20 protein-coding genes, 1 pseudogene and 1 riboswitch are annotated in these 24,516 nt (G+C 71.8%); of the genes and pseudogenes, 9 read left to right on the forward strand and 12 right to left on the reverse strand.

Annotated features, from left to right (window positions below):
• Nucleotides 1-44 precede the first annotated feature (44 nt).
• Nucleotides 45-175: riboswitch (FMN riboswitch) on the reverse strand.
• Between the two features lie 237 nt (nucleotides 176-412).
• From AC067M_RS38540 to AC067M_RS38550, 3 genes and pseudogenes are all read left to right on the forward strand, one after another.
• Nucleotides 413-766: pseudogene (locus AC067M_RS38540) on the forward strand (sigma factor); the annotation flags it as partial.
• A gap of 112 nt (nucleotides 767-878) precedes the next feature.
• Nucleotides 879-1,235 (forward strand): sigma-70 family RNA polymerase sigma factor family protein, encoded by a 357-nt coding sequence (locus AC067M_RS38545; protein ID WP_478701696.1) that lies wholly within the window; start codon nucleotides 879-881, stop codon nucleotides 1,233-1,235.
• A gap of 87 nt (nucleotides 1,236-1,322) precedes the next feature.
• Nucleotides 1,323-2,069, forward strand: a complete 747-nt coding sequence (locus tag AC067M_RS38550) for an SDR family oxidoreductase (protein ID WP_478701660.1) — start codon at nucleotides 1,323-1,325, stop codon at nucleotides 2,067-2,069.
• A gap of 123 nt (nucleotides 2,070-2,192) precedes the next feature.
• Here the strand turns inward: AC067M_RS38550 and AC067M_RS38555 are convergent, their stop codons facing one another.
• The gene (locus tag AC067M_RS38555) at nucleotides 2,193-3,566 is read right to left on the reverse strand and encodes an ROK family transcriptional regulator (RefSeq protein WP_478701661.1); all 1,374 of its coding nucleotides are present in this window, start codon (nucleotides 3,564-3,566) and stop codon (nucleotides 2,193-2,195) included.
• A 146-nt stretch (nucleotides 3,567-3,712) separates the two neighbouring features.
• Between AC067M_RS38555 and AC067M_RS38560 the strand changes: the two genes are divergently transcribed.
• Entirely contained in the window at nucleotides 3,713-4,924 is a 1,212-nt protein-coding gene (locus AC067M_RS38560) for an MFS transporter (RefSeq protein WP_478701662.1), read from the forward strand.
• Between the two features lie 121 nt (nucleotides 4,925-5,045).
• Nucleotides 5,046-6,437, forward strand: coding sequence for a uracil-xanthine permease family protein (locus AC067M_RS38565; RefSeq protein ID WP_478701663.1), 1,392 nt, complete (start codon nucleotides 5,046-5,048; stop codon nucleotides 6,435-6,437).
• Here AC067M_RS38565 and AC067M_RS38570 read toward each other — a convergent pair.
• Nucleotides 6,404-7,558, reverse strand: a complete 1,155-nt coding sequence (locus tag AC067M_RS38570; protein WP_478701694.1) for a glycoside hydrolase family 6 protein — start codon at nucleotides 7,556-7,558, stop codon at nucleotides 6,404-6,406. The genes AC067M_RS38565 and AC067M_RS38570 overlap by 34 nt on opposite strands.
• Nucleotides 7,559-7,730: 172 nt before the next feature.
• Between AC067M_RS38570 and AC067M_RS38575 the strand changes: the two genes are divergently transcribed.
• Together AC067M_RS38575 and AC067M_RS38580 are read left to right on the forward strand one after the other, a co-directional pair.
• Nucleotides 7,731-8,426, forward strand: a complete 696-nt coding sequence (locus AC067M_RS38575) for a DUF5995 family protein (RefSeq protein WP_478701664.1) — start codon at nucleotides 7,731-7,733, stop codon at nucleotides 8,424-8,426.
• Between the two features lie 102 nt (nucleotides 8,427-8,528).
• Nucleotides 8,529-9,458: an LLM class F420-dependent oxidoreductase gene (locus AC067M_RS38580; RefSeq protein WP_478701665.1), complete on the forward strand. Its 930-nt coding sequence runs from the start codon at nucleotides 8,529-8,531 to the stop codon at nucleotides 9,456-9,458.
• Nucleotides 9,459-9,589: 131 nt separating this feature from the next.
• Here AC067M_RS38580 and AC067M_RS38585 read toward each other — a convergent pair whose 3' ends face one another.
• A complete protein-coding gene (locus AC067M_RS38585; RefSeq protein ID WP_478701666.1) occupies nucleotides 9,590-11,302 on the reverse strand; it encodes a flavin monoamine oxidase family protein in 1,713 nt (570 codons plus the stop codon).
• 61 nt (nucleotides 11,303-11,363) lie between these two features.
• Entirely contained in the window at nucleotides 11,364-12,152 is a 789-nt protein-coding gene (locus AC067M_RS38590; protein ID WP_478701667.1) for a carbon-nitrogen hydrolase family protein, read from the reverse strand.
• Between the two features lie 228 nt (nucleotides 12,153-12,380).
• Between AC067M_RS38590 and AC067M_RS38595 the strand changes: the two genes are divergently transcribed.
• Nucleotides 12,381-13,553, forward strand: a complete 1,173-nt coding sequence (locus AC067M_RS38595) for a GDSL-type esterase/lipase family protein (protein ID WP_478701668.1) — start codon at nucleotides 12,381-12,383, stop codon at nucleotides 13,551-13,553.
• On the opposite strand, the gene AC067M_RS38600 is transcribed toward AC067M_RS38595, so the two are convergent.
• The 7 genes from AC067M_RS38600 to rpe form a co-directional block, all read right to left on the reverse strand.
• Nucleotides 13,543-14,730 carry an MFS transporter gene (locus AC067M_RS38600; RefSeq protein WP_478701695.1) on the reverse strand — a complete coding sequence of 396 codons (1,188 nt, stop codon included), beginning with the start codon at nucleotides 14,728-14,730 and terminating at the stop codon, nucleotides 13,543-13,545. The genes AC067M_RS38595 and AC067M_RS38600 overlap by 11 nt on opposite strands.
• A gap of 90 nt (nucleotides 14,731-14,820) precedes the next feature.
• A complete protein-coding gene (locus tag AC067M_RS38605) occupies nucleotides 14,821-15,273 on the reverse strand; it encodes an Lrp/AsnC family transcriptional regulator (RefSeq protein WP_133929537.1) in 453 nt (150 codons plus the stop codon).
• 10 nt (nucleotides 15,274-15,283) lie between these two features.
• Nucleotides 15,284-16,753, reverse strand: coding sequence for an amino acid permease (locus AC067M_RS38610; protein WP_478701669.1), 1,470 nt, complete (start codon nucleotides 16,751-16,753; stop codon nucleotides 15,284-15,286).
• A 234-nt stretch (nucleotides 16,754-16,987) separates the two neighbouring features.
• Entirely contained in the window at nucleotides 16,988-17,485 is a 498-nt protein-coding gene (locus tag AC067M_RS38615; protein WP_478701670.1) for a GNAT family N-acetyltransferase, read from the reverse strand.
• A gap of 74 nt (nucleotides 17,486-17,559) precedes the next feature.
• Nucleotides 17,560-19,002, reverse strand: a complete 1,443-nt coding sequence (locus tag AC067M_RS38620) for a GuaB1 family IMP dehydrogenase-related protein (RefSeq protein WP_478701671.1) — start codon at nucleotides 19,000-19,002, stop codon at nucleotides 17,560-17,562.
• Between the two features lie 236 nt (nucleotides 19,003-19,238).
• On the reverse strand, nucleotides 19,239-20,285 hold the full coding sequence (locus tag AC067M_RS38625; RefSeq protein ID WP_478701672.1) for a sugar-binding transcriptional regulator: 1,047 nt from the start codon (nucleotides 20,283-20,285) through the stop codon (nucleotides 19,239-19,241).
• 134 nt (nucleotides 20,286-20,419) lie between these two features.
• Entirely contained in the window at nucleotides 20,420-21,106 is a 687-nt protein-coding gene (rpe, locus tag AC067M_RS38630; RefSeq protein WP_478701673.1) for a ribulose-phosphate 3-epimerase, read from the reverse strand.
• A gap of 158 nt (nucleotides 21,107-21,264) precedes the next feature.
• Between rpe and AC067M_RS38635 the strand changes: the two genes are divergently transcribed.
• Nucleotides 21,265-23,409 (forward strand): MMPL family transporter, encoded by a 2,145-nt coding sequence (locus tag AC067M_RS38635; protein ID WP_478701674.1) that lies wholly within the window; start codon nucleotides 21,265-21,267, stop codon nucleotides 23,407-23,409.
• 12 nt (nucleotides 23,410-23,421) lie between these two features.
• Here AC067M_RS38635 and AC067M_RS38640 read toward each other — a convergent pair whose 3' ends face one another.
• Nucleotides 23,422-24,411 carry a patatin-like phospholipase family protein gene (locus AC067M_RS38640; protein WP_478701675.1) on the reverse strand — a complete coding sequence of 330 codons (990 nt, stop codon included), beginning with the start codon at nucleotides 24,409-24,411 and terminating at the stop codon, nucleotides 23,422-23,424.
• Nucleotides 24,412-24,516: the final 105 nt, after the last annotated feature.

Here is a 24,516-nt window from a genome sequence, read left to right on the forward strand (position 1 = left end):
CACGTGGACGAGCATGGACGGCGGCGCGCAGGAATGCCCGCCCGCCGCGCACTGCCTCCCATCCGGACTTTAACCGTCGGTCCAGGAATTTCACCTGGTCAACCGGTCGCTGGAAGCGACCGGGTCGCGGACTGTAACCGCCGGTTCGGACTTTCACCGACCCCGGAGTGCGCTGCTTCTGGTACATGGCAAGTGTGCCACGGCTGATCGACGTCCATACGGGCGAACGATGTGGGGTGGCTCACAGAACGTGTCGCTGGACTTCCTGAGCGTGGCACTGCCGCACCTGCGTTGACCCCTGGCCCCCGGTGCCGTTGTGCCGGTGCCGTTCTGGCAGGGTGCAGGCATGACGACCGTCGGCGCCGAGGAGTTCGAGAGCCACCGCTCCCGCCTGTTCGGCCTGGCCTACCGGATGCTGGGCTCCGCCGACGAGGCCGAGGACACGGTCCAGGACGCGTATCTGCGGTTCAGCGGGGTCGACCGCGCCGGCATCGAGAACCTCGCGGCCTGGCTCGCGAAGGTCGTCACGAACCTCTGTCTCACCCGGCTGACCTCCGCCCGCGCACGGCGCGAACAGTACGTCGGGGACTGGCTGCCGGAGCCGGTGCTCACCTCCGACGGCACGCTCGGCCCTTTGGAGTCCGCCGAGCGGCGCGACGCCGTGTCGTTGGCGGTCCTGGTGCTGCTGGAGCGGCTGACGCCGACCGAGCGCGCGGTGTACGTGCTGCGGGAGGCGTTCGGGTACGGCCACCGGGAGATCGCCGGGGTGCTGGACCTCTCCGAGGCCAACTCCCGTCAGCTGTACCGGCGGGCGGTGGAGCGGGTGGCGGCGTCCGAGAGCCGGTTCGCGCCCCCCTCCCGAGCGGCAGGAGGAGCTCGTGACGTCCTTCATCACGGCGGCCCGGGACGGCGACATGGCCGGCCTCGAGAAACTGCTCGCGGCCGATGCGACCTGGTGGAGCGACGGTGGCGGCAGGGTCAGCGCGGCCCGGCGGCCGATCGAGGGGAGCGAGAAGGTCGTCCGGTTCCTGGTGGGCGCGGTGCAGAAATACGCGGCCGACTGGGGCTTCTCGGTGGTCGAGATCAATGGCGCGAGCGGGCTGGCGGCGTGGGCGGACGACACGCTGATCGGTGTGCTGGCGTTCGAGTACCGCGACGGGCTGATCGTAGGGATGCGGGCCGTCGTGAACCCGGACAAGCTGGACTTCGTACGGCGTCAGCTCGGGCGGCCGTAGGCGGCGTTGTCACATCGCGCGGGTCTGTTCGGTCTCAGCTGACGGGGGGGCGTTCCACACGCCCGATGTTCGGAGGGACCGAGGACCATGACCACGATCCTGGTGACCGGCGGCACCGGAACGCTCGGCCGGCTCGTCACAGAGCGGCTGCGCGCGGACGGGCACGAGGTGCGGGTACTCAGCCGGCACACCCAGCCGTACGCCGTGGACCTGCGTGAGGGCGGGAGCGGGCTGGACGCGGCCGTCGAGGGGGTGGACACGATCATCCACTGCGCGAGCACGCCCCGTGGCGGTGACGAGCGGGCGGCGACCAACCTCGTCGCGGCGGCGCGGCGGGCGCAGGTGGGCCATCTCGTCTACATCTCGATCGTCGGCGTCGACCGGGTGCCGTTCGGCTACTACCGCACCAAGCACACCGTGGAGCGGCTGATCGAGGAGTCGGGGCTGGGCTGGACGGTCCTGCGGACGACCCAGTTCCACGATCTGCTCGTCCAGGTGTTCCAGGGGCTGGCCAAGTCACCGGTGATGCCCCTGCCGGCCGGCGTCCGGGACCAGCCGATCGAGGTGCGGGAGGTCGCGGCGCGTCTGGCGGAACTGGCGACGGGAGCGCCGGTGGGCCGTGCCGACGACATGGGCGGACCCGAGGTGCGGACGTTGCAGTCCCTGGCCCAGGCGTACCTCGCGGCGGCGGGCCGACGTCGGGTGGTCACGCAGGTGCCGCTGTGGGGTGCGGCTTACCGGGGTTTCCGGGACGGAGGTCATCTGACGCCGGAACAGGCGGTGGGGAAGGGGACGTTCGAGGAGTACCTGGAGCGGCGGTTCGGGCGGGGGTGAGGCTGGGCGGGGGATCCGGGGTGCTTGCGGGAGGGCAGCGTGGGTGCGGGGCCGGGGGCCGCTAGGGTCTTTCGTTTGGATCAGGCCGGATCAGGGAGCGGGGCCTGATCCAAACGAGAGGCCCTAGCGCTCCGGCGGTGCGAACAGTTCCTCCTGGGCGGCCTCCCGCGCCGTCAGCAGTGCGCCGCGGAGCACGGCGCCACCACCCAGGACGCTCGGCCGCACCTCCGTGGCCAGCGGCGACATCCGACGGACCCGCTCCTCGACCCGGGCGGCGAGCAGCTCTCCCCCGGCCTGCCCCGTCTCGCCGCCGAGCACCACGCACCCCGGGTCCAGGACCGCGACGACGGAAGCGACGCCTATGGCGAGCCGGTCGGCGAGAGCGTCCAGGAAGCGGTCGGCGGCCTCGATGTCGAGCACCGGGTCCGGGGCGGCCTCGGCGTCCGCAGGGACACCGGGGTCGGCCTGGGCGCCCGCGTCCGTATCGGCGAGCCGACCTGGCTCCGCCGCCGCCTCGCCCACCGGATCAGCCTCATCCCCGATACCCGCCCCGGCTTCAGCCGCAGTCCGGGCCCCCGCACTCCCTACGACGTCCACGGCCCCCCGCACCGCCCCCGCCCCCACCGGTCCCCTCCCCGCCGTCGCGCCCGTCTCCTCCACCCGCACCCCGAAGCGCCCCGCCAGCTCCCCGATGGCCCCCGACCCCGCCAGCGAGTAGAAGCCCCCCTCGCAGTCCGTGGCCGACGGGAGCCCGGCTGTCCCCGGCACCGGCAGGAACCCGATCTCGCCGGTGCCGCCGGAGGCCCCCCGCCTCAGCCGGCCGTCGAGGACGACCGCCGCGCCCGTGCCGTGGCCCAGCCAGAGGAGGACGAAAGTGTCGCGGTCGCGGGCGGCGCCCTCGCGCTGCTCCGCCAGGGCCGCGAGGTTGGTCTCGTTCTCGACGATGACGCGGGCCTGCGGAAGCCGTTCCTGGAGGGCGGCCACCAGGCGGCGGTGCCACGCGGGCAGCCCCGGGGAGTCGCGGAGTTCGCCGCTCGCGGGGTCGATGAGGCCGGGTGCGCCGAGGCCGACGGTGTGCAGGCGGTCGGCCCCGGCCTCCTTCACCACGCGCTCGACCAGGGCCACCGCCTGCTCCACGGCGGGCCCCGTCCCCGCGTCGTCGCCGATCGGCACGGACGCCTCGGCGAGCCCCCGGCCGAGCAGGTCGGACACGACCACGGAGACGCCCTCGGTGCGCACGTCCAGGGCCGCCAGATGGGCCCGGTCGGCGACTATGCCGTACAGCTTCGCGTTCGGCCCCCGGCGCTGCTCCCCCGCCTCGCCGACGACCTCGATCAGACCGGCGGCGGTGAGGCGCTCGACGAGGTCGGCGACCGTCGGCCGGGACAGGCCGGTCAGCTGCTTCAACTGCCCTGCCGTCAGCGGGCCTTCCTGCTGCAACAGCCGCAGGGCGAGCCGGTCGTTGATGGCCCGGGCGGTGCTCGGGGATGCGGGCATGCCGGGAATCCTCCCAGATCGGCGGCGCGGTACGACTCCGCGCCCGATGTCCACCCGATGCCTATCTATCAGGCAGGGTTCCTGATAGTTTACGCGAGGCCGCCGTCGGAGAGCGGGTCGGACACTTACCGGGGAGGGGCCGGAGAATGAGTGGAGTGGTCTACGAGCAACGTGAGGTGAGGCGCGCCCGGTACGCCGTGGCGGCCGTGTTCGCCGTGCACGGCGCCGTCACCGGGTCGTTCGCCACCCGCGTGCCGTGGATCCAGGACCACGCCTCGGTGAGCGCGGGCCAGTTGGGCATCGCCCTCGCCTTCCCCGCGTTCGGCGCGTCCGTGGCGATGCCGCTCGCGGGCAGCGTCAGCCACCGCTTCGGCGCCCGCAACGCCCTGCGCGGACTGATCGCCCTGTGGACCGTGGCGTTGGTGCTGCCGTCCCTCGCCCCGAATCTGCTCACGCTCTGCCTGGCCCTGTTCGTCTACGGGGCGACGGCCGGTATGGCGGACGTCGCGATGAACGCGCTCGGCGTCGAGGTCGAGACCCGTCTGGGCCGGTCGATCATGTCCGGTCTGCACGGCATGTGGAGCGCGGGCGCCCTGATCGGCTCGGCGGCGGGCACCCTCGCCGCACACCTGGGCTCCGACGCCCGGCTCCACCACGCCCTGGCGGCCGCCGTGTTGACCCTCCTCGGCGTGGGCGCGTGTTCGTGGGTGCTGGATCTGCAGCCCGCCGAGGACGAGGAGCCGCCGCCCCGGTTCGCCCTGCCGCCCCGGTCGGCGCTGCTCATCGGCGCGGTCGGCTTCTGCGCGGTCTTCGCGGAGGGCGCGAGCCTGGACTGGTCCGCGGTGTACCTGCGCGACCAGTTGGAGGCCTCCGCCGGTCTCGCGGCCGCCTGCACGACGGGCTTCACGCTCACGATGGCGATCGCCCGGATCGCGGGCGACAGGGTGGTGGACCGGTACGGCTCGGTGCGCACGGTCCGGGTGAGCGGTGTCCTCGCGGTCCTCGGCGGTGCGCTGATCGTCGTGGCGAACCATCCGGCTGTCGCCATGGGCGGCTTCGCGCTGATGGGCCTCGGCATCGCCGTCGTCGTCCCGCTGTGCTTCGCCGCGGCCGGTCGCAGCGGGCCCAACCCGAGCCTGGCCATCGCGGGCGTGGCGACCATCACGTACACCTCGGGTCTGATCGCGCCGAGCGCGATCGGCACGCTGGCGCAGGTGACCAGCCTGGTGGTGTCGTTCGGTCTCGTGACGGTGCTGGCCGGCGGGCTCGCGGTCTTCGCGGGCGTGCTGCGCAGCGGCGACCGGGACCGTCCGAAGATCAGTCGCCCGAGCGCGGAGGTGTCCGACCCGCGGCCCTGAACCGTCGCTCGACAGCGCGGCCGGCTCGGCGCGGGGGCCCCCTGGGCGGAGGCTCACCTTCCCCTTCGCCCGACAATGGTGACCCGTAAGCCCGACCGCACGACGAAAGCGACACCCCACCATGGATCTTGGCGTCCGCTGGAAACTGCACGGCGACGGACGCACTCCGGCCCCCGGAGCCGTGGTCCGCCCCGACGAACGGCTCTCCTGGCCCCGCACGGTCGGGCTCGGCGCCCAGCACGTGGTGGCCATGTTCGGCGCCTCGTTCGTGGCTCCGGTCCTCATGGGCCTGGACCCGAACCTCGCGATCATGATGTCAGGCGTTGCGACCGTGATCTTCCTGCTGGCGACCCGCGGCCGGGTGCCGAGCTACCTGGGCTGTTCGCTCTCGTTCGTCGGCGTCGCGGCGGTCATCCGCGCCCAGGGCGGGACGAGCGCCACCGTGACCGGCGCGGTCCTCGTCGTCGGGGTCGCGCTGTTCCTGGTCGGTGTCGCCGTGCAGCGCTTCGGGGCACGGATCATCCACGCCGCCATGCCGCCGATCGTCACCGGCGCGGTCGTGATGCTGATCGGCTTCAACCTCGCCCCGGTGACGGCCACCACGTACTGGCCGCAGGACCAGTGGACCGCCCTGCTGGTCATGCTGTTCACCGGTCTGGCGGTGGTCTGCCTGCGCGGCTTCTGGTCCCGTGTCGCGATCTTCCTCGGGCTGGTGTTCGGGTATGGCGTCTCCTGGGCGTTCGACCGGATCTTCGGCCGCATCCGCTCGGCGGACGGCAGCGGCAAGGTCACCGATCACTGGCGGCTCGACCTGTCCGGTGTGAGCCACGCCGACTGGATCGGCCTGCCGTCCTTCCACGGGCCGTCCTTCGAGTGGTCCGCGATCCTGGTCGCCCTGCCCGTCGTCATCGCGCTGGTCGCGGAGAACGCCGGGCACGTCAAGGCGGTCGGCGAGATGACCGGCGACCCGCTCGACGACAAGCTCGGTACGGCGATCTCGGCCGACGGCATCGGCTCCGTGCTGTCCACCGCGGTGGGCGGCCCGCCCAACACGACGTACTCCGAGAACATCGGCGTGATGGCCGCGACCCGCGTCTACTCGACGGCCGCGTACTGGGCCGCCGCGGGCTTCGCCCTGCTCTTCGGCCTCTGCCCCAAGTTCGGCGCGGTCGTGGCCGCGATCCCGGGCGGTGTCCTCGGCGGCATCACCGTCATCCTGTACGGCATGATCGGCCTGCTCGGCGCCCAGATCTGGCTCAACGCCGAGGTGGACCTGCGCAATCCGCTGAACCTGGTGCCGGCCGCGGCGGGCATCATCATCGGCGTCGGCAACGTCACCATGAAGTTCACCGACACCTTCTCCCTCAGCGGCATCGCCCTGGGCACCCTGGTCGTCATCACCGGCTACCACGCCCTGCGCGCCTTCGCCCCGGCCCACCTCAAGACGCAGCAGCCGCTCCTCGACGAGGGCACCAGCTCCTACGACGACGAGGCTCCGCGCGCCAAGTCGTAGGCGTACGACGGCGAGAACGCGCCCGGCGTTCCCTTGCAGCCGTCCGACTCCCCCGGCAGCTTCACCCACAGGTAGGCGTCGATGCGTACCTGGCCGGTGTTCAGCGTGGGCGCCTGGCCGATCCTCCGCCCGGCCGGGTCGCACCACTCGCCGTCGGCCGGGGCGCCGTTGCCGTTGCGGCTGGTGTCGATGACGGCGCCGAGGCTCGCCGGGCCGCCGAGGGCGTCGAGGACCTGTCGGTCGTAGGCGATCTCGTCGGCCGTGTAGTGGAAGTTGGAGACGTTGCTGAAGATGCCGTCGGAGGAGGCGGGCGAGGCGGCGCCGGCCTGCTTCAGCCAGGCCGCCTGCTGCGCGGGCGCGTTCCAGCCGGAGTGCCCGGCGTCGTAGTAGACCCGCGCCTTCGGGTCGGCGGCCTTCAGGACGCGGCCCGCGCGGGCCAGCGAGGCGAACCGGTCGGCGCGCGGGCCGGCCCCGAGGCACTCGGACTGGGCGACGGAGTCGGGCTCCAGGATGACGACGACCTCGCCGGAGCCCAGCCCGGCGGCGAAGGCGTCGATCCAGCGGTCGTAGGCGTCCAGGTCCGGCGCCCCGCCCTGGGAGGCGCCGCCGCAGTCACGGCCCGGGATCGCGTACGCGACGACGACGGGCACCCGGCCCTGGACCGAACCGGCCGCGGTGACCGCGCGGATCCGTGCGGTGATGGTCGCGGGCGAGAAGTCGGCGAACCACACCGCCGCCGGCCGGTCCGCGATGAGGGACCTGATGACCTCGCGGCGCGGGTCGTCGGGATGGGCGCCGACCCAGTCGAGGACCTGGGAGGCGGGATGGCGGTACAGAGGCGGGGAGACAGCGGCGGACCGTGCCTCCGTCCTGGTCGCGGTGGCCGACGGCGTGGCGCTCGCCCTCTTCGTCGTGTGCGAACGCGAGACGGAGGGCGACGGAGAGACGGTGGGCGAGGTCGAGGGTGACGCCGACGGCGGGACCGGGAACGACTCCGGGCGCGCCGAGCGACTCACGGTCACGTCCGGCGCGGCCTGGTCGGACCCGCGCCCGTCGTCGAGCGCGGACAGCGTCCCGGTCACGGTGGCGACCGCGACCACGACCGACGACGCCGCGACCATCGCGCCGCGCCGGACGGCACGCCTGCGTTCGGCTCGGCGTGCGGCAAGACGCTGGGCACGTAAGCCTGACACGGTGGTGATCCCCTCCCCCACGGCGGGCGCGTTCCCCCGTTCTGGGGAAGCGTCGGGCCCGCCGGCACCCGGATCAGCGTAGGGCTGCGACCCTGCCGTCATGCCGCAATCGGAACAGTTCACCCCATGCGTGGACTCGGTGGACACCGTCGTGTCCCGCATGCGCGCCCTGGCCGCCGGCCTGCCCGAGCGGGACGGGATCGCGGTCTTCAACCGCGTCTACCTCGCCGTGACCGAGGAGGTCGACCGGCACATCGACGCGGGCCGCTTCGACAGCGCCCGGGCCGCGATCGCGCTGGACGTACGGTTCGCGGAGCGGTACCTCGCGGCCGTCGACGCGGTGGCGAACGAGCGTCGCCCACCGGCCTGTTGGCGGCCCCTGTTCCAGTTCCGTCGTCACCCCGGGGTACGACCGCTGCAGTTCGCCATGGCGGGCATCAACGCGCACATCGGGCACGACCTGGCGCTCGCCGTCGTGGACGCCTGTCGTACGTTGGACTGCGAACCCGCCGACCTGGAGGACGAGTTCGACCGCGTGGGCGATCTCCTCGTCTCGCTGGAGGAGCGCATCCGCGAAGATCTGATGCCGGGCCCCGACCTCCTCCAGATCGCCGACCCGCTCACCCATCTGCTCGGCTCGTGGAGCCTGGAGCGTGCCCGGGACGCCACCTGGGCGGCGGCGCGAGCACTGTGGGCGCTGCGCCGACTGCCCGACCTCGCCGCGGACTTCACCGATCGCCTCGACGCGGCGGTCGGTTTCGCGGGACGCATGCTGCTCACGCCACTGCCCGACTGATCCACCCGACGGGTGGCCGATTCCAGCGCATGACCGCTCGAACTACTGGATGAAAGTTGTACGTTCGACAGGAAGTGACCATCTGTCGAAGGAGCGGTGGGCATGGCGACCAGACTGGGACTCGGCCTCCCTCAGAACAAGCAGTACGACCTCGGACGCGACGTGCCCGACGTGGCGCGCGCCGCCGAGCGCATCGGCTACGAGAGCCTCTGGGTGTACGAGCGCGCCCTGTTCCCGGAGCCCGCCACCCAGGGCCTGTACGGCATCGAGGGCCTGCCCTGGCCGGACGCCTACCGCGGTGTGGCCGAGCCCCTGGTCACCCTCACGCTCGCCGCCGCGGCCACCGAGCGGGCCCGGCTGGGCACGAGCGTGCTGGTCGCCCCGCTGCACGTACCGTTCCAGCTCGCCAAGGCCCTGGCGACCCTGGACGCGGCGAGCGGCGGCCGCGTGGTCGCGGGCCTCGGCACCGGCTGGTCACTCGACGAGTACGCGGCCGCCTCCGTACGGCCCTTCGAGGAGCGCGGCCAGGCCCTGGACGAGCTGATCGAGGTGTGCCGAGCCGTCTGGGGCCCGGACCCCGTGTCGTACGACGGGCACGTCACGAGGATCGCGTCGGCCGTCGTCGGGCCGAAGCCCGCCCGGCCGATCCCGATCCTGCTGGCGGCGAGCTCACCGAAGGCCCGGCGCCGGCTGGTCGACAGCGCCGACGGCTGGATGCCGGTGGGCATGGGCGCCGAGGCGCTCGCCAAGCAGTGGAAGCGGCTCCAGGACCTGGCCGCCGAGCGCGGACGCACGGAGCCGATCCAGACGGTCCTGCGCGCCAACCCGCACTACCTGGCCGGGGGTTACGACGGCTCCGACCGTCAGCCCTTCCAGGGCGGCGTCGACCAGATCGTCGAGGACCTGGCCGCACACGCCGAGGTCGGCCTCGACGAGATCCTGATCGACCTCCAGGGCTCCACCCGCGACGCCCAGGAACTCAAGGACGTCGCCGCCGAGGTGTTCGAGAAGGCACGCGCGGCCGGGATCTAGGTGTGCCGGGCGTCGCGAGCCGGTGAACCTTTCCGGTCACAGCACTGGGACCTGTCGTTCGGATCACGCCGCAGACGCGGGGTCCAGCACGCGCTCCCCCGCGCTCGGCTTCGCTCGCGCCTCTTTGGGATTCAGTCCTCGGGGAGCTCGACCGGTGCGATCTCGTCGTACACGTCGCCCGGGCCCGGATTGGTCGAGTCGGTCGTTCCGCCGAGGTGGTGCATGACGCCCCAGACCGCGTTCAGCGCGGTCTGGATCGCGCCCTCGGCCCAGCCCGCCGTCCAGGAGATGTCGTCGCCGGCGAGGAAGATGCCCCGCTTGTCCTCGGGCAGCCGGTCCTGCATGAAGTGGGTGAACAGGCGCCGCTGGTAGCGGTAGTGGCCGGGCAGGTTGGCCTTGAACGCGCCCATGAAGTAGGGCTCGTTCTCCCAGGAGACCGTCACCGGGTTGCCGATGATGTGCTTCCTGATGTCGACCTTCGGATAGATCTCCCCGAGCGACTTCAGCATGACCTCCATCCGCTCGTTCGCGGACAGCGGCAGCCACTTCAGGCTGTCGTCGCACCAGGTGTAGGAGAGGCAGATGACGGCAGGCTTGTCCGGACCGTCGTCGAGGAGGTAAGTACCGCGCGTCATACGGTCGGTCAGCGTCATCGACATGACGTCCCGGCCGGTCGGAATCCCCTGGTCGTCGACGGCCTTGTCGAGCCAGAAGGGTCGGTCGACGGGCACGAAGAGCTTGCTGGACTCCATGTAGTGCGTGCGCTCGATCGCCGTCCAGTGGTCGATAGGGAAGAGCGAGTCGTCGCAGGCGATCTTCGACAGCAGCATCCAGGACTGGGCGGTGAAGATCGCCGCCTGGTAGGTGCGGATGTCACCGTTCGCGTCCGTCACCGTGATCCGGTTGCCGGTGGTGCGGTGCAGCCGGGTCACCGCGGGGCGCGGCTCGCCGCCCTCGTGCAGACTCGCCAGCGAGGTGCCCTGGGCCCAGTGCACGATCTTCTCCGGCTCGCGCTCCCACAGGCGCAGCGGGAGCTGCTGTGAGCCGCCGACGATGCCGCGGTGGTGGTCGTCCGCCTCGGTGTAGACGACCCGGAGGATCTCCAGGATGGAGTTGGGGAAGTCGGTGTCCCAGCCGCCCGTGCCGAAGCCGACCTGGCCGAAGATCTCGCGGTGCCGGAAGGACTTGAAGGCCTCGGAGTCGCAGAGGAAGCCGTAGAAGGTCTGGTTGTCGAGCTTCTCGACGAGCCTGGACCAGATCTCGCGGATGCGCGGCACGTCCCGTTCGCGCAGGGCGCGGTTCATGTCGGAGAAGTCGGCCCCCTCTTCGAGGCACCGGTTCCAGGCCTCGGCGACATCGCGGTAGACCTGCGGGAGATCGTCGATCGTCTCGGCGTAGTGCGACTCGCCCTTGAGGTCGACGACCGTCGAAGGGGTCCCCTCCGCGAGGGGGTTGGGGAACGGGCGGGTCTCCAGACCCACCAGGTCGATGTAGTGCTGGAGCGCCGTGGAGGACGGCGGGAAGCGCATCGCGCCCATCTCGGCGGTCAGCGACGGGTCGCAGCCGTCGAAGCCGACGGTGCGCAGCCGGCCGCCGATCCGGTCGGCCTCGTAGACGACGGGCTTGAGGCCCATCTTCATCAGCTCGTAGGCGGCCACGATGCCGGACAGGCCGCCGCCGATGACCGCGACCTCGGTGCCGTGCCCGGTGGCCGGTATCTGGCCGAGCCCCGCCGGGTGGGCGAGGAAGTCGTCGTACGCGTACGGGAAGTCCGGGCCGAACATGGTGATCGGCGGCTGCTGCTCGTCTGCGTGCTCGACGGCGTTGGGCACCGTGGACGTCATGGGGTACGGACTCCTTGCGCGAAGAGAACTCAGGGGGAAGTGCGGGGAGAAGCTCAGGGGGTCAGACCAGGGCCCCGTAGAGGCCGGGGCGGCGGTCCTTCAGATACGGGTTCGCCTCGCGGGAGGCCGCCAGGAACGCGGGGTCGGCGTCGGCGAACACCAGCTCCTCACCGCGACCGGCGCGGGCGCGGGCGACTCCATCGGGGCCGGCCAGCGTGGAGAGCCCGACGAACTCGAACTCCCCTTCCGCGCCGACCCGGTTGACGTAGGCGACGTACATCTGGTTCTCGAAGGCGCGCACCGGGATCATCGACTCGGCGACGAACTGGAAGGGGTGCATCTGCGCCGTCGGCACCACCAGGAAGTCCGTGCCGGCGAGGGCGTGGGCGCGGACGTTCTCCGGGAACTCGACGTCGTAGCAGATCATCAGGCCGACGGTGATGCCGTCCAGTTCGGCCTGGACGACCGGCTGGTCGCCCGGGACGAAGTGATCGCGCTCGAAGCAGCCGAAGAGGTGGGTCTTGCGGTAGTTGGCGAGCCGGGTGCCGTCGGCGGAAATGAGCTGGGCGGAGTTGTAGACCACGTCGGAGGAGCGCTCCGGGTACCCGTACGCGATCGCCAGCCCGTGCCGGGAGGTGATCTCGGCGATCGCGTCCGCGGAGTCGCCGTCCGCGGGTTCGGCGAGGCGGGCGATGTCGTCGCCGATCGCGTACCCGGTGAGGAACATCTCCGGCGCCACGACCAGCCCGGCTCCCGCGGCGGCGGCGCGGCCGGCGGCCTCGTCGAGGACCCTGAGGTTCTCGACGACCGAGCCGGGACGGCCGGAGCTCTGGAGCAGGGCGGTGCGCATGCGTGACCTCACCGGGGCGAAAGGGTGGTTGTGGGGGCCATGTAGACGGTACGGGCGACGGACTCGGGCGGACAAGAAGGAGCCGTTGCGCGCCGGTGAGCTGATCGTTGCGTCGCGGGGCGCGTCGGCGGCGATTCGTTGCGTGCCGCCCACCGGGCCACGCACCACCCATGGGCCGGGCCGGAAATCCCCGTGCGGAACCCCGTATTCGGTTGACAGGCTGGGATCATGAACGCTCAGGACTGGATCACCACCCCCCTCACCGCCGACCTGCTGCGCGGCGCCCTCGACCTGGAACGCACCGAGCACGGCGTGCTGCCGCACCGGCTGCCCGCCTGGGCGCGCGCCCAGTACTTCGACGGTCAGCTGGCCGGGGCGGAGGCCCAGCCCTCGGGCGTGCGGCTGGTGTTCCGCACCCGGGCGACCGCGGTCGAACTGGACACGCTCCGCACCAAACTGGCCTACGAGGGCGCCCCGCCCCGCCCGGACGGCGTGTACGACCTGCTCGTCGACGGCCGTCTCACCGCCCAGGCGAACGCGACCGGCGGCAACGTCCGCCTGGTGGACATGACCGACGGGTCGGCGCAGACACGGCCCGGCCCGGTCGGCACGGTCCGTTTCACCGGTCTGCCGGACGGTGAGAAGGACGTCGAGATCTGGCTGCCGTACAACGAGGCGACCGAGCTCGTCGCCCTGCGCACCGACGCCCCCGTCGAGCCCGCCTCGGCGGACGGCCGCCGGGTGTGGCTGCACCACGGCAGTTCGATCAGTCACGGCTCGAACGCGGCGAGCCCCACCACGATCTGGCCCGCGCTGGCCGCCTCGCTCGGCGGCGTGGAACTGACCAACCTCGGCTTCGGCGGCGGCGCCCTGCTCGACCCGTTCACCGCCCGCGCCATCCGTGACACGCCCGCGGACCTGATCAGCCTCAAGATCGGCATCAACCTGGTCAACCTCGACGTGATGCGCCTGCGGGCCTTCAGCCCGGCGGTGCACGGCTTCCTCGACACCATCCGCGAAGGTCACCCCACCACTCCGCTGCTGGTCGTCTCACCGATCTACTGCGCCATCCACGAGGACACTCCCGGCCCGGCCGCCCCGGACTTCAGCAACCTCGGTGAGGGCTTCCTGCAGTTCGTGGCCATGGGCGATCCCGCGGAGCGGGCCGGCGGAAAGCTGACGCTCAACGTCATCCGGGACGAACTCGCCCGCATCGTGAAGCAGCGCGCGATGGACGACCCGAACCTCCACCACCTCGACGGCCGCGACCTCTACGGCGAGGCGGACTTCGCGGAACTGCCGCTGCCCGACCAGCTCCACCCGGACGCCGCCACGCACCGTCGCATCGGCGAACGCTTCGCCGCGCTGGCCTTCGGCTCCGGCGGAGCGTTCAACGCCTGAGACGCGCTCGCCCTCCGGCGACGATCCCCAGCGCCGTGACCACGTACGACACCGCGAACAGTGCGAACGCGGTGCCGTGCGCGGTGCCCGTCGAGACGAGTGCTCCGTAGCCGCCGTACACCGCGACCGTGGCCAGGTCGGTGCCCAGGCCCGCGACGGAGGTCAGCGTGGCCCGGCCGCCGCCCTCGATGCGCTGCTGGAGCCGGGCGTCGGCCAGTACGGTCGCCAGCTGCAAGCCGCCGAAGGCGAGGGCCACGAGGCCGATACCGGCCGGTGTCCGCGCCGCCGCTCCTGCGGCGAGGGCGAGCGCGGAGCCCGTGAGCAGCAGGGCGAGGCCGCCTCGGCCGAGGCGTTCGGCGGTGCCGGCGAGCAGGCTCCCGGTTGTCGCTCCCGCCCAGATCAGCACGAGGAGGTACGGGACCCTCCCGTCCGTGACGCCGGTGTCCCGGACCAGCAACGGTGTGTACTCGTCGAGGGCTCCCCACACCGCGGTGACGGCGGGCACGAGCAGCAGGGCTCCGCGCACGGACCGGTCACGCCGGGCCTCGGCGAGCCCGCCGCGCAGCGTCGCCGCCCAGCCGTCGGCGTCCTCATCGGCGGGGGCGGACGGGTGCGCGGTGGACCGGTGCTCAGGGATCCGGTGCTCAGGGAACCGGGTCGCGGTCAGCGCGGTGAGCAGGCAGGCCAGTACGCTCGCGGCCCCCACGGCGTGGTAGCCGCCCACCGCGAGGACCGGCCCGGCGAGTGCCGTGGCCGCCATCACGCCCAGCTGACCGGCCGCGGCGGCCCGGCCCATGACGCGCGTGTAGCGATCGGCCCCGCCGAGCCGCTCCAGTTCCTCGTAGATCAGCGCCTCCAGCGCGCCGGAGCCGAGCGCTCCCCGTGCGCCCCACAGGACGAAGCCGAGGGCGAAGGCGCCGTACGAGGGGATGAGCACCCACAGCGCGAACCCGACGGCGGTCAACAGCGGCCCCAGCCACAGCAGCAGCCGACGCGAGACGGCATCGGCCCAGGCACCCGAGGGGACCTCCAGCACCATGCCCGTGACCGACCACAGGGTGAAGAGTGAGGAGATCTGCCAGACCGACAGGCCGGTGTCGCTGAAGAGCAGCGCGTACACCGGGTAGAGCAGGACGAAGTCGTCCAGGAACGAGTACGCGTACAGCGTGCGGGTCAGCCGCCGGACGCCGACGGGCCGTGTCTTGGATCAATGTCGCCAGATCATGGGGCCGAGCGTAGACCTGTGTTCCCCCGAGCCGCCAGGGCTTTACGTCGGTGACCCCGACGAGAACCTGCGCAGCAGAGGCGACAGCACCAGGACGGACCTGGTCCGCTCCACGAACGGCTCCCCCGCGATCCGCTCCAGGACCCGCTCGAAGTGCCGCATGTCCGAGGCGAAGACCTGGGCGACCGCGTCCGCGTCACCCGTGACGGTGGACGCGGCCACGACCTCCTGGTAGCGCTCCAGGCCCCGCTGGATGGTCTCCGGCGACGTGTTGCGCCGGCAGTAGATCTCGACGAAGCCCTCCGTCTCCCAGCCGAGGGCCGCGGGATCGACCCGTACGGTGAATCCGGTGATGGCTCCGGTGGCGCGCAGCCTGTCAACGCGCCGTTTCACGGCGGGGGCGGACAGGCCGACGAGCTGCCCGATGTCCGCGTAGGAGCGGCGGGCGTCCTCGGCGAGGGCGTGCACGATGCGTTCGTCGAGATCGTTCAGCACTGCGGGTGGTTCACTTCGCTTCAGGTGTGGCAAGACGGGAACGGCGGTGGCCGTACAGGAAGTAGAACACGAGCCCGAGGGCCATCCAGACTCCGAAGACGACCCAGGTGACGGCCGACAGGCTGCCCATCATCCAGACGCAGAACGCGAAGCCCAGCGCGGGAAGCACCGGCGACAGCGGGACACGGAAGGTGCGGTCCATGTCGGGGCGGGTCCGGCGCAGCACCACGACGGCCACGTTGACCAGCGCGAAGGCGAACAGGGTGCCGATGCTGGTGGCGTCGGCGAGCTGGCCGAGCGGGATCGCCGCGGCCAGGACACCGCAAAAGAGGGAGACGATCAGGGTGTTGGCGCGGGGTGCGCCCGACTTCGGGTGGACCTTGGCGAACACCTTGGGCACGAGCCCGTCCCGGGACATGGCGAACAGGATGCGGGTCTGGCCGTAGAGCACGGTCAGGACGACGCTCGCGATGGCGACGACGGCGCAGAACGCGAGCAGGGTGCCCCAGAAGGTATGCCCGGTGACCTCGCGCATGATCTGGGCGAGCGCTGCCTCGGAGTCGGTGAACCCCTCCCAGGGCTTGGCGCCGACGGCGACGGCGGCGACGAGCACGTAGAGCGCGGTGACGATGACGAGGGAGAGCATGATCGCGCGCGGCAGGTCGCGCTGCGCGTTCTTCGCCTCCTCACCGGCCGTCGAGGCGGCGTCGAAGCCGATGTACGAGAAGAAGAGAGTGGCCGCCGCGGCGCTCACGCCCCCCATGCCGAGCGGCATGAAGTGGTCGTAGTTGCCGGAGCGGAAGCCCTGGACGCCGATGGCGCAGAACAGCACCAGCGCGGCGATCTTCACGACCACCATGATCGTGTTGGCGCGGGCGGACTCACGGGCGCCGCCCAGCAGGAACGCCATCGCGAGCAGGACGACGATCAGCGCGGGCAGGTTGAAGACGCCGCCGTCGCCGGGCGGAGCCGACAGGGCGGCGGGGAGGGTGACGCCGAGGGTCCCGTCGAGCAGTTCGTTGAGGTACTCGCCCCAGCCGACGGCGACGGCGGCCACCGACACGCCGTACTCCAGGACCAGACACCAACCGCAGATCCAGGCGATCAGCTCGCCCATCGTTGCGTACGCATACGAGTAGGAGGAGCCGGCGACGGGGATGGTGCCGGCCAGCTCGGCGTAGGAGAGGGCGGAGAAGAGGGCGGTGAGGCCGGCGATCACGAAGGAGAGCGTGACGGCCGGACCGGCCTTGGGGACGGCCTCGCCGAGGACGACGAAGATGCCCGTACCGAGGGTGGCACCGATGCTGATCATGGTGAGCTGCCACAGCCCCAGGGAGCGCCGCAGGGACCCTCCCTCGCCCTGGCCACCTTCCGCGACCAGGCGTTCCACGGGCTTGCGACGCATCAGGCGCGTGCCGAGGCCCGGGGCCGGGGGCGCTGTCTGGGTGGGGTCCTTCGGGGGTGCGCCTTGGTCGAGCACGCGCTGACTCCTTCGTTGCTGCCTCTTGGGCGACGGGGCCCGACGGCTCCCCCGCGCCAGCAGGAACCCACCGAGCGGGGTCCCCGCCACGCCACGTACAGCGCATGACCCTATGGGCCGGGGCGTTGCCGTCGTAATGCAGCAAGCTTGCACGCCTCCGCAAGATCGTTGCGTTCATCGGAGGCGGGCGTTCATTCGTTGCGCAAGGGCTTTCGTACGTTACGCACGGGCAGCTCAGCGCAGCTCTCTGACGAGGAAGGTGCAGGCGTCGGCGCGCTCGTGCCGTACGCCGTGGGCGTCCAGGTACGCCCAGCGGTCCACGTACGTCACCGTGGGCCGGTAGCCGAGCCGTGCGTACAGAGCGGCCGCGCGCCGGTTGTCGTCGCCCACGCCGAGCCCGATGGCCCCGATACCGCGCTCCCGTGCCAACCGCTCGGCGGCACGCACCAGCGAAGTGCCGACGCCCCGCGAGCGGACCGACTCGGGCCACACCACAAGGCCGTTGATCTCCGGGCAGCCGGGCTGTGCCAGCCGCACCTCGGGCGCCTCGCAGCCGGTCCACCGGACCTCGGCGTGCCCGACGGGTCTGCCGTCGAGCCAGGGGATCAGGTAGGTGCTCTCCCCCGCCTCCTGGCGTGCGAACCGTGCGGCGTGATGGCCGTCGACGCTGGACGACGGCAGGAAGCGCTCCAGTACGGCGATGTCCTCCGCACGGCTGACGGCGATGTCCATACGCCGACCGTAGACGCCCGGCGCGCGAACGGCCCCCGGTTTTTCGGCGGGTGCCGCACGCAACGGAGCCGGGCTCAGGTCCAGCTGGCGTGCAGCGGCTTGCCCTCGGCGTAGCCCGCCGCGCTCTGGATGCCGACGATGGCCTTCTCGGCGAACTCCTCCAGGGAGGCGGCGCCGGCGTAGGTGCAGGAGGAGCGGACGCCCGCGATGATCGAGTCGATCAGGTCCTCGACGCCGGGGCGGGCCGGGTCGAGGAACATGCGGGAGGTGGAGATGCCCTCCTCGAACAGCGCCTTGCGGGCTCGGTCGTACGCCGACTCCTCGGACGTGCGGTTGCGCACCGCGCGCGCGGACGCCATGCCGAAGGACTCCTTGTAGAGCCGCCCGTTCGCGTCCTGCTGGAGGTCGCCCGGCGACTCGTAGGTGCCCGCGAACCAGGATCCGACCATCACGTTGGACGCACCGGCGGCGAGCGCCATCGCCACGTCGCGGGGGTGGCGGACACCGCCGTCGGCCCACACGTGCTTGCCGTACTTCCGGGCCTCGGCAGCGCACTCCAGCACGGCGGAGAACTGCGGCCGGCCGACGCCGGTCATCATGCGGGTCGTGCACATCGCGCCCGGTCCGACGCCCACCTTGATGATGTCGGCACCGGCCTCGACCAGGTCCTTGACACCCTCGGCGGAGACGATGTTGCCCGCGACGACCGGAACCCGGGGGTCGAGGTCGCGCACCAGCTTGATGGCGCTGATCATCGACTCCTGGTGGCCGTGGGCGGTGTCGATGACGAGCGTGTCGACCCCTGCGGCGAGCAGTTCCTCGGCCTTGGCCGCGAAGTCCCCGTTGACGCCGACGGCGGCGGCGACCCGCAGCCTGCCGTCCGCGTCGGTGGCCGGCGTGTACAGCGTGGCACGCAGGGCGCCCCTGCGGGTGAGGATGCCCGCGAGGCGGCCTTCCTTGTCCACGGCGGGGGCGTAGCGGCGGTTGGCGTGGTCCAGCCGGTTGAACGCCTCGCGCGGGTCGATGTCGGCGTCGAGGAGCAGCAGGTCCTTGGACATGACCACTTCGAGCTGGGTGAAGCGGTCGACGCCACTGAGGTCCTGGTCGGTGACGACACCTACGGGCCGCTTGTTCTCGTCCACGACGACACCCGCGTTGTGTGCGCGCTTGGGCAGCAGGGCCAGCGCGTCGGCGACGGTCTGGTGCGGGGCCAGCACGATGGGGGTGTCGAGGACGAGGTGGCGGCTCTTCACCCAGGAGACCACGTCGGTGACGACGTCGTTCGGGATGTCCTGCGGTATGACGACGAGGCCACCGCGCCGGGCCACCGTCTCGGCCATGCGGCGGCCGGCGATCGCGGTCATGTTGGCGACGACCAGCGGGATCGTGGTGCCCGTGCCGTCCGGGGAGGTCAGGTCCACACCCTGCCGCGAACCGACCGCGCTGCGGCTCGGCACCATGAAGACGTCGTCATACGTCAGGTCGTACGCGGGCTGGATGTCATTGAGGAAACGCACGTGCTGCACATCCCAGTCGATCAGAGGTGGCCCCCGGACAGGTCAGCCAGGGGGAAGAGCACGTACTTCATTGTCCCATGTCGGCCGGTACGCGGTCCCCGGTCACATCGTCCAAGCAGGTCAGAGGTCCTTTGGGAGGAACCTCCAAGGGCGAGCCGCGCGGAGGGGCGCCCCGGCACGCCCCTCACCACCGACCGACGAGGGGGCGGCCGTGACCGCCCCCTCGTGACACGCCGTCAGGCGCCGTCCGGGTCCGCCCGGTTGAGCGCGGGCTTCGGCGCCGGCCGGCCCGCCGTCATCAGGTAGTCCGCGGCCGACGTGTCCGTCACGAGGCTGGTGACGAGCCCGGAGCGAAGCACCGCGTCGATCGCGGCCGCCTTGCGCTGCCCGCCCGCGATCGCGACGACCTCGGGGATACGGCGGAGCTGGTCGGCCTTGACCGTGATGCACCGCTCGCCCAGGTCCCGTCCCACCCGGCGGCCCTCGTAGTCGAAGAGGTGCGCGGACATCTCGGCGGCGACACCGAGCGAGGCGTAGTGCGCCCGCTCCTCGTCGCTGAGCATGTCGTGCACCGTCGAGATGCCGGGCTCCCAGGAGCCGATGGAGACGCAGGCGACCGTGACCTTGTCGAAGTACTCGAAGGCCCGGGCGATCCCGGTCTGGTGGCGCAGCGCGGCCGCGGTGGCCGCGTCCGGCAGCAGCATCGGCGCGTAGATGGGGTGGGCGTCGCCGCCCGACACCTGCGCGGCGCGGCGCACGGCCTCGACGGAGCCGCGCTCGGCGGTCCCGGCGTCGTACACGCCCGTCAACTGCACCACCGTGCACGGTGGAAGGCGGTCGAGGGCGGCGGCCATGTGGATGGTGGACCGACCCCAGGCGAGCCCGAGCACATCGCCCTCGGTGACGAGTTCGCCGAGCAGGTCGGCGGCCACCTCACCCAGGTTCTCGGGGTCCGGCGACTCCTCGGCATCGGCCGGGGACTCGACCACGACGGCGTGCCTGAGGCCGTAGCGGGCGCGCAGCGCGTCGGAGCGCTCCGCGTCCAGCTCGGCGGGCACGCGGATCTCGATACGCACGAGATCCCGTTCGAGGGCCGTCTCCAGGACCCGGGCCACCTTGAAGCGGCTGACGCCGAACTCCTCCGCGATCTGGATCTTGGACTTCCCCTCGAGGTAGAAGCGGCGGGCCATGGCCGCCGCCTGCACCAGCTCAGCGGGTCCCATCCGCATGGCTGACCGGCCCGCCGACATACCCGACACGGCGATCTCCTCACTGCTGTTCACACTCTGGATTCGCCGTTCATCCTTGCAGATCCGGCGTACTTGATCAGCCCGGATGGGCGCCGTTCATGTTCCTTTGGCCTGCGGTCTGCCCAGTAACCCCTAGGGTCTGTCCGGCGGATCATGCCGGACAGACCCTAGTGTCCGCATGCCCATGACGCCTTGGCGGTGGCCGCCTCAGCCTGGCTGCGTAGTGCACGTACCGCCTCGGCCGGGTCGGACGCCCCGTAGACCGCGGATCCGGCCACGAACACGTCCGCGCCGGCGTCGGCGCAGCGCTCGATGGTGGAGGCCGAGACGCCGCCGTCGACCTGAAGCCACAGTTCGAGCCCGTGCTTGCTGATCAACTCGCGGGTCCGGCGGATCTTCGGAAGCATGATGTCGAGAAAGGCCTGGCCGCCGAAGCCCGGCTCCACCGTCATGATCAGCAGCATGTCGAGTTCGGGCAGCAGGTCCTCGTACGGCTCGATGGGCGTCGCGGGCTTGAGCGCCATGGAGGCACGGGCGCCCTTCGCACGGATCTCCCGGGCGAGTCGTACCGGCGCGGCGGCCGCCTCGACATGGAAGGTGACGGACGAGGCACCCGCCTCGACGTACTGCGGGGCCCAGCGATCGGGGGCCTCGATCATCAGATGGCAGTCCAGCGGAGTGTCCGTCGCACGGGCCAGGGACTCTACGACCGGCACACCGAGCGTGAGGTTCGGGACGAAATGGTTGTCCATGACGTCGACGTGGAGCCAGTCGGCTCCTTCGACCGCCGTCGCCTCGTCCGCGAGACGGGCGAAGTCGGCGGACAGAATGCTGGGGTTGATCTGCGCGGCCATGCCCCAAGCGTATGCGCTGCGCTGTGCTGGGGCGGTGGGGCCCCCAGGGCTTGCGGCTCCTTTCCACTGCGGGGTGCGTCTGGCTGGTCGCGCCGACGCGGCTCAGCCGCACATGTCACGGCCCAGCGCCCCGTCAGGGCGCTGATGCGGGGGTGCTCATGACCGGGAAGCCAGGAGTCGCGCATCTCGTCTGTGGACGGCGGGCCAAGTGGCTGGTGCTGGGGCTGTGGGTGGTGGTGCTGTTCCTGACGGCGCCGTTCGCCACGAAGCTCACCGACGCACAGGACAACGACGCGGCCTCGTGGCTGCCGGGGTCCGCCGAGTCCACCCAGGTCCTGGAGCTGTCGAAGGACTTCCGCCCCGAGCAGATCCCCGCGGTCGTCGTGTATGCCCGGGACAGTGGGCTCACCGCACAGGACCGCGCGCAGATCACCGAGGACGCGGCACAGCTGAGGCAGCTGCGCGACCACGGCATCCGGGGCGCGGAGACCCGTGGGCCCGTCTACGACCGGCCGACCGATCCCCGGGCGGCGGAGCTCCTCGTACCGATCACGATGGACGAGAAGGGCTGGGAGCGGATCAGGCCCGCAGTCGACTCCATCCGGGATGTCACGGGCGACAGCCATGGTGGCCTGGCCGTGCACATCACCGGCCCCGGCGGCACGTCCGCGGACTTCGCCAAGGCGTTCGAGGGGATCGACTCGACGCTGCTGGTCTCGGCGATGACGGTCGTCATCGTCATGCTGCTGATCACCTACCGCAGTCCGACCCTTCTGCTGGTCCCGCTGCTCTCCGTGGTCGCCGCCCTGTTCACCGCGCAGGCACTGATCTACTTCCTGGCCGAGCACGCGGGCCTGACGGTCAACGGCCAGAGCGCCGGCATCCTCACGGTGCTCGTCTTCGGCGCGGGCACGGACTACGCGCTGCTGCTGGTAGCCCGCTACCGGGAGGAGCTGCGCCGTCACGAGGACCGGCACGAGGCGATGGCGCTGGCCCTGCACCGGGCGGGCCCCGCGGTCCTCGCCTCGGGTGCGACGGTCGTGGTGAGCATGCTGGTGCTGCTGGCCGCCGAGATGAACTCCACGCGGGGCCTCGGCCCGGTGGCGGCCATCGGCGTGGCGGTCGCCCTGCTGGCGATGATGACCCTGTTCCCGGCCCTGCTGGTCATCTTCGGCCGCTGGATCTTCTGGCCGGTGACCCCGCATCTCGGCACACCCGATCCCACCGAGCGCGGCGTCTGGGCCCGCATGGGCCGCCGTATCGCACAACGCCCCCGCATGACCTGGGCGGTGACGGCACTGGTGCTGGCGGTCTGCTCCCTCGGCCTGATCCAGCTGCGCGCCGAGGGCATCGGCAACGCGGACGCGTTCACCGGGAAACCGGACTCGATCACCGGTCAGGAGGTGTCGGCGCGGTACTTCCCGGCGGGCAGCGGCGACCCGCTGGTCATCGTCTCCGACCAGGCCCAGGCCCAACAGGTGGGCCGCGCGGTCGCCGAGACCCCCGGGGTCGTGCCGACCTCGCTGGGCCTGCCGCCGGGCACGAAACCGTTCAATGAGGGCAAGGTGCTGTTCGAGGCCACGATGACCGCCCCGTCGGACAGCGAGGCGGCGAAGCAGACCGTCGAGCGGGTCCGTGACGCCGTGCACGCGGTGCCGGACGCCGACGCGCAGGTGGGCGGCGGCACGGCGGCCCTGCTGGACATGGACAAGGCGACCACGCACGACAACATCCTGATCATCCCGCTGGTCCTGGCGGTGGTCCTGCTGATCCTGGGCGCCCTGCTGCGCGCCGTGATCGCCCCGCTGCTGCTGGTCGGGACGGTGATCCTGTCCTTCGCGGCGGCGCTGGGGCTCAGCGCGTTGGCGTTCCGGTACGTGTTCGACTACGCGGGCGAGTCGACGGACTTCCCGCTGTTCGTCTTCGTCTTCCTCGTGGCTCTGGGCATCGACTACAACATCTTCCTCACCACCCGTATCCGCGAGGAGGCGGGCCGTCAGGGCACCCGCCCCGGCGTGGTGACGGGCCTGGCGGCCACCGGCGCGGTCATCACCTCCGCCGGCCTGGTGCTGGCGGGCACCTTCGCCGCCCTGGGCACACTCCCCATGGTCGCCTTCGCGGAGATCGGCTTCGCGGTCGCGCTCGGCGTCCTCCTGGACACCCTCGTCGTACGGTCGGTCCTGGTCACGTCGCTCTTCCTGGACATCGGCCCGAAGGTGTGGTGGCCGCACCGACTGGCCCGAGAGGACGGCGGCACGAGCGCGGGTGCCCTGGCGGAGGAACGGGTCGGCCGGCACGCGTAGGCGCCCCGCCCGTCAGACCAGGTCGGCGAACTGGTTTTCGACGGCTCGGTACCCCGTGCGGAGCGCCTCCTGGAGCACGGCGCCGTCCGTCTCCAGGCGGCTGACGAGGGGAGCCGTGGCGTCCGGGCGGACGGACAGCACGGCGGGGTCCGTGGGCACCGCGTCGGCGTCCACGTCGTACGCGGCCAGCGTCCGGTCGTCGTCGGCGAGTCGCGCGGCCCGGCTAAGGAACGCCGCACGCAGCTCATCGGTGTGCCGCCGGAAGGCGATCGCGGCGACGAGCCGGGAGCCCGGCGACGGCACGACCCTGGCGACCGCGTCCGCGCCCGGAGGCCTGCTGCGCAGGACGAGGACATGCGTCGCGCCGTCCCGCAGTGCCTGGCGGAAGGGGATCGACTCGGCCAGTCCGGCGTCGTAGAAGCGGCGCCCGCCGACCGTGACCGGCCGGCCCGCCAGCACGGGGAGCGCGGCACTGGCGCGCAGCGCCATCCGGAGCGCCGACTCGTCCGTCAACTCACCGCGCAGATCGACCGGTTCGCCGGTCTCGAGATCCGTGGCCAGCGGATGCATCTCGATCGGGGCGGCCAGCACCGAGGCATAGTCGAGAGGGAACTCACGGATGTAGACGTCCTCGATCAGCGTCTCGATGTCGACCATCGGGCGTCCGCGCAGCAGGTTGCGTTTGCGGATCAGGACGCTGGCGAAGCGTGGGTCGGCCCAGCCGCGCAGCCCCTGCGGCCGTGAACTGACCAGCCAGGCCGCCGAGATGGCCCCCGCCGAGGCTCCGTACACCGCGTCGAAGGCGTCCAGCAGCCCCTTCTCGTACAGGGCGAGCGCCATCCCGGCCGACACGGTGCCGCGCATCCCCCCGCCCTCGATGGCCAGCACGACCCGGTGTCCGTCCGTCCGCGCCCCGGGTCGGCTGCCCGCCGCCACCCGGTCGGCGAGCACCTTGGTCAACCGGTGCGGCGCCAGGACCTCCGGGGACTGCTCGGTCGTCACGTATCGTCTCCTACGGTGAGCATCGGCATGGCGCAAGGAAGGTTGCCAGGCCCGCTCCACCGGTCACAGGTGCCGCCACGCCAAAGACTCACCGGATCCCGCCAG

Source organism: Streptomyces sp. NPDC043427, assembly GCF_056436655.1.

Bases quoted from the DNA above. Each gene is read 5' to 3' on its own strand.
- rpe (WP_478701673.1), bottom strand. From the start codon at position 21,106: ATGGCCGCGCAGATCAACCCCAGCATTCTGTCCGCCGACTTCGCCCGT.
- AC067M_RS38575 (WP_478701664.1), top strand. From the start codon at position 7,731: ATGCCGCAATCGGAACAGTTCACCCCATGCGTGGACTCGGTGGACACC.
- AC067M_RS38555 (WP_478701661.1), bottom strand. From the start codon at position 3,566: ATGCCCGCATCCCCGAGCACCGCCCGGGCCATCAACGACCGGCTCGCC.
- AC067M_RS38570 (WP_478701694.1), bottom strand. From the start codon at position 7,558: ATGGTCGCGGCGTCGTCGGTCGTGGTCGCGGTCGCCACCGTGACCGGG.
- AC067M_RS38635 (WP_478701674.1), top strand. From the start codon at position 21,265: ATGACCGGGAAGCCAGGAGTCGCGCATCTCGTCTGTGGACGGCGGGCC.
- AC067M_RS38615 (WP_478701670.1), bottom strand. From the start codon at position 17,485: ATGGACATCGCCGTCAGCCGTGCGGAGGACATCGCCGTACTGGAGCGC.
- AC067M_RS38560 (WP_478701662.1), top strand. From the start codon at position 3,713: ATGAGTGGAGTGGTCTACGAGCAACGTGAGGTGAGGCGCGCCCGGTAC.
- AC067M_RS38580 (WP_478701665.1), top strand. From the start codon at position 8,529: ATGGCGACCAGACTGGGACTCGGCCTCCCTCAGAACAAGCAGTACGAC.
- AC067M_RS38590 (WP_478701667.1), bottom strand. From the start codon at position 12,152: ATGCGCACCGCCCTGCTCCAGAGCTCCGGCCGTCCCGGCTCGGTCGTC.
- AC067M_RS38550 (WP_478701660.1), top strand. From the start codon at position 1,323: ATGACCACGATCCTGGTGACCGGCGGCACCGGAACGCTCGGCCGGCTC.
- AC067M_RS38595 (WP_478701668.1), top strand. From the start codon at position 12,381: ATGAACGCTCAGGACTGGATCACCACCCCCCTCACCGCCGACCTGCTG.
- AC067M_RS38565 (WP_478701663.1), top strand. From the start codon at position 5,046: ATGGATCTTGGCGTCCGCTGGAAACTGCACGGCGACGGACGCACTCCG.
- AC067M_RS38585 (WP_478701666.1), bottom strand. From the start codon at position 11,302: ATGACGTCCACGGTGCCCAACGCCGTCGAGCACGCAGACGAGCAGCAG.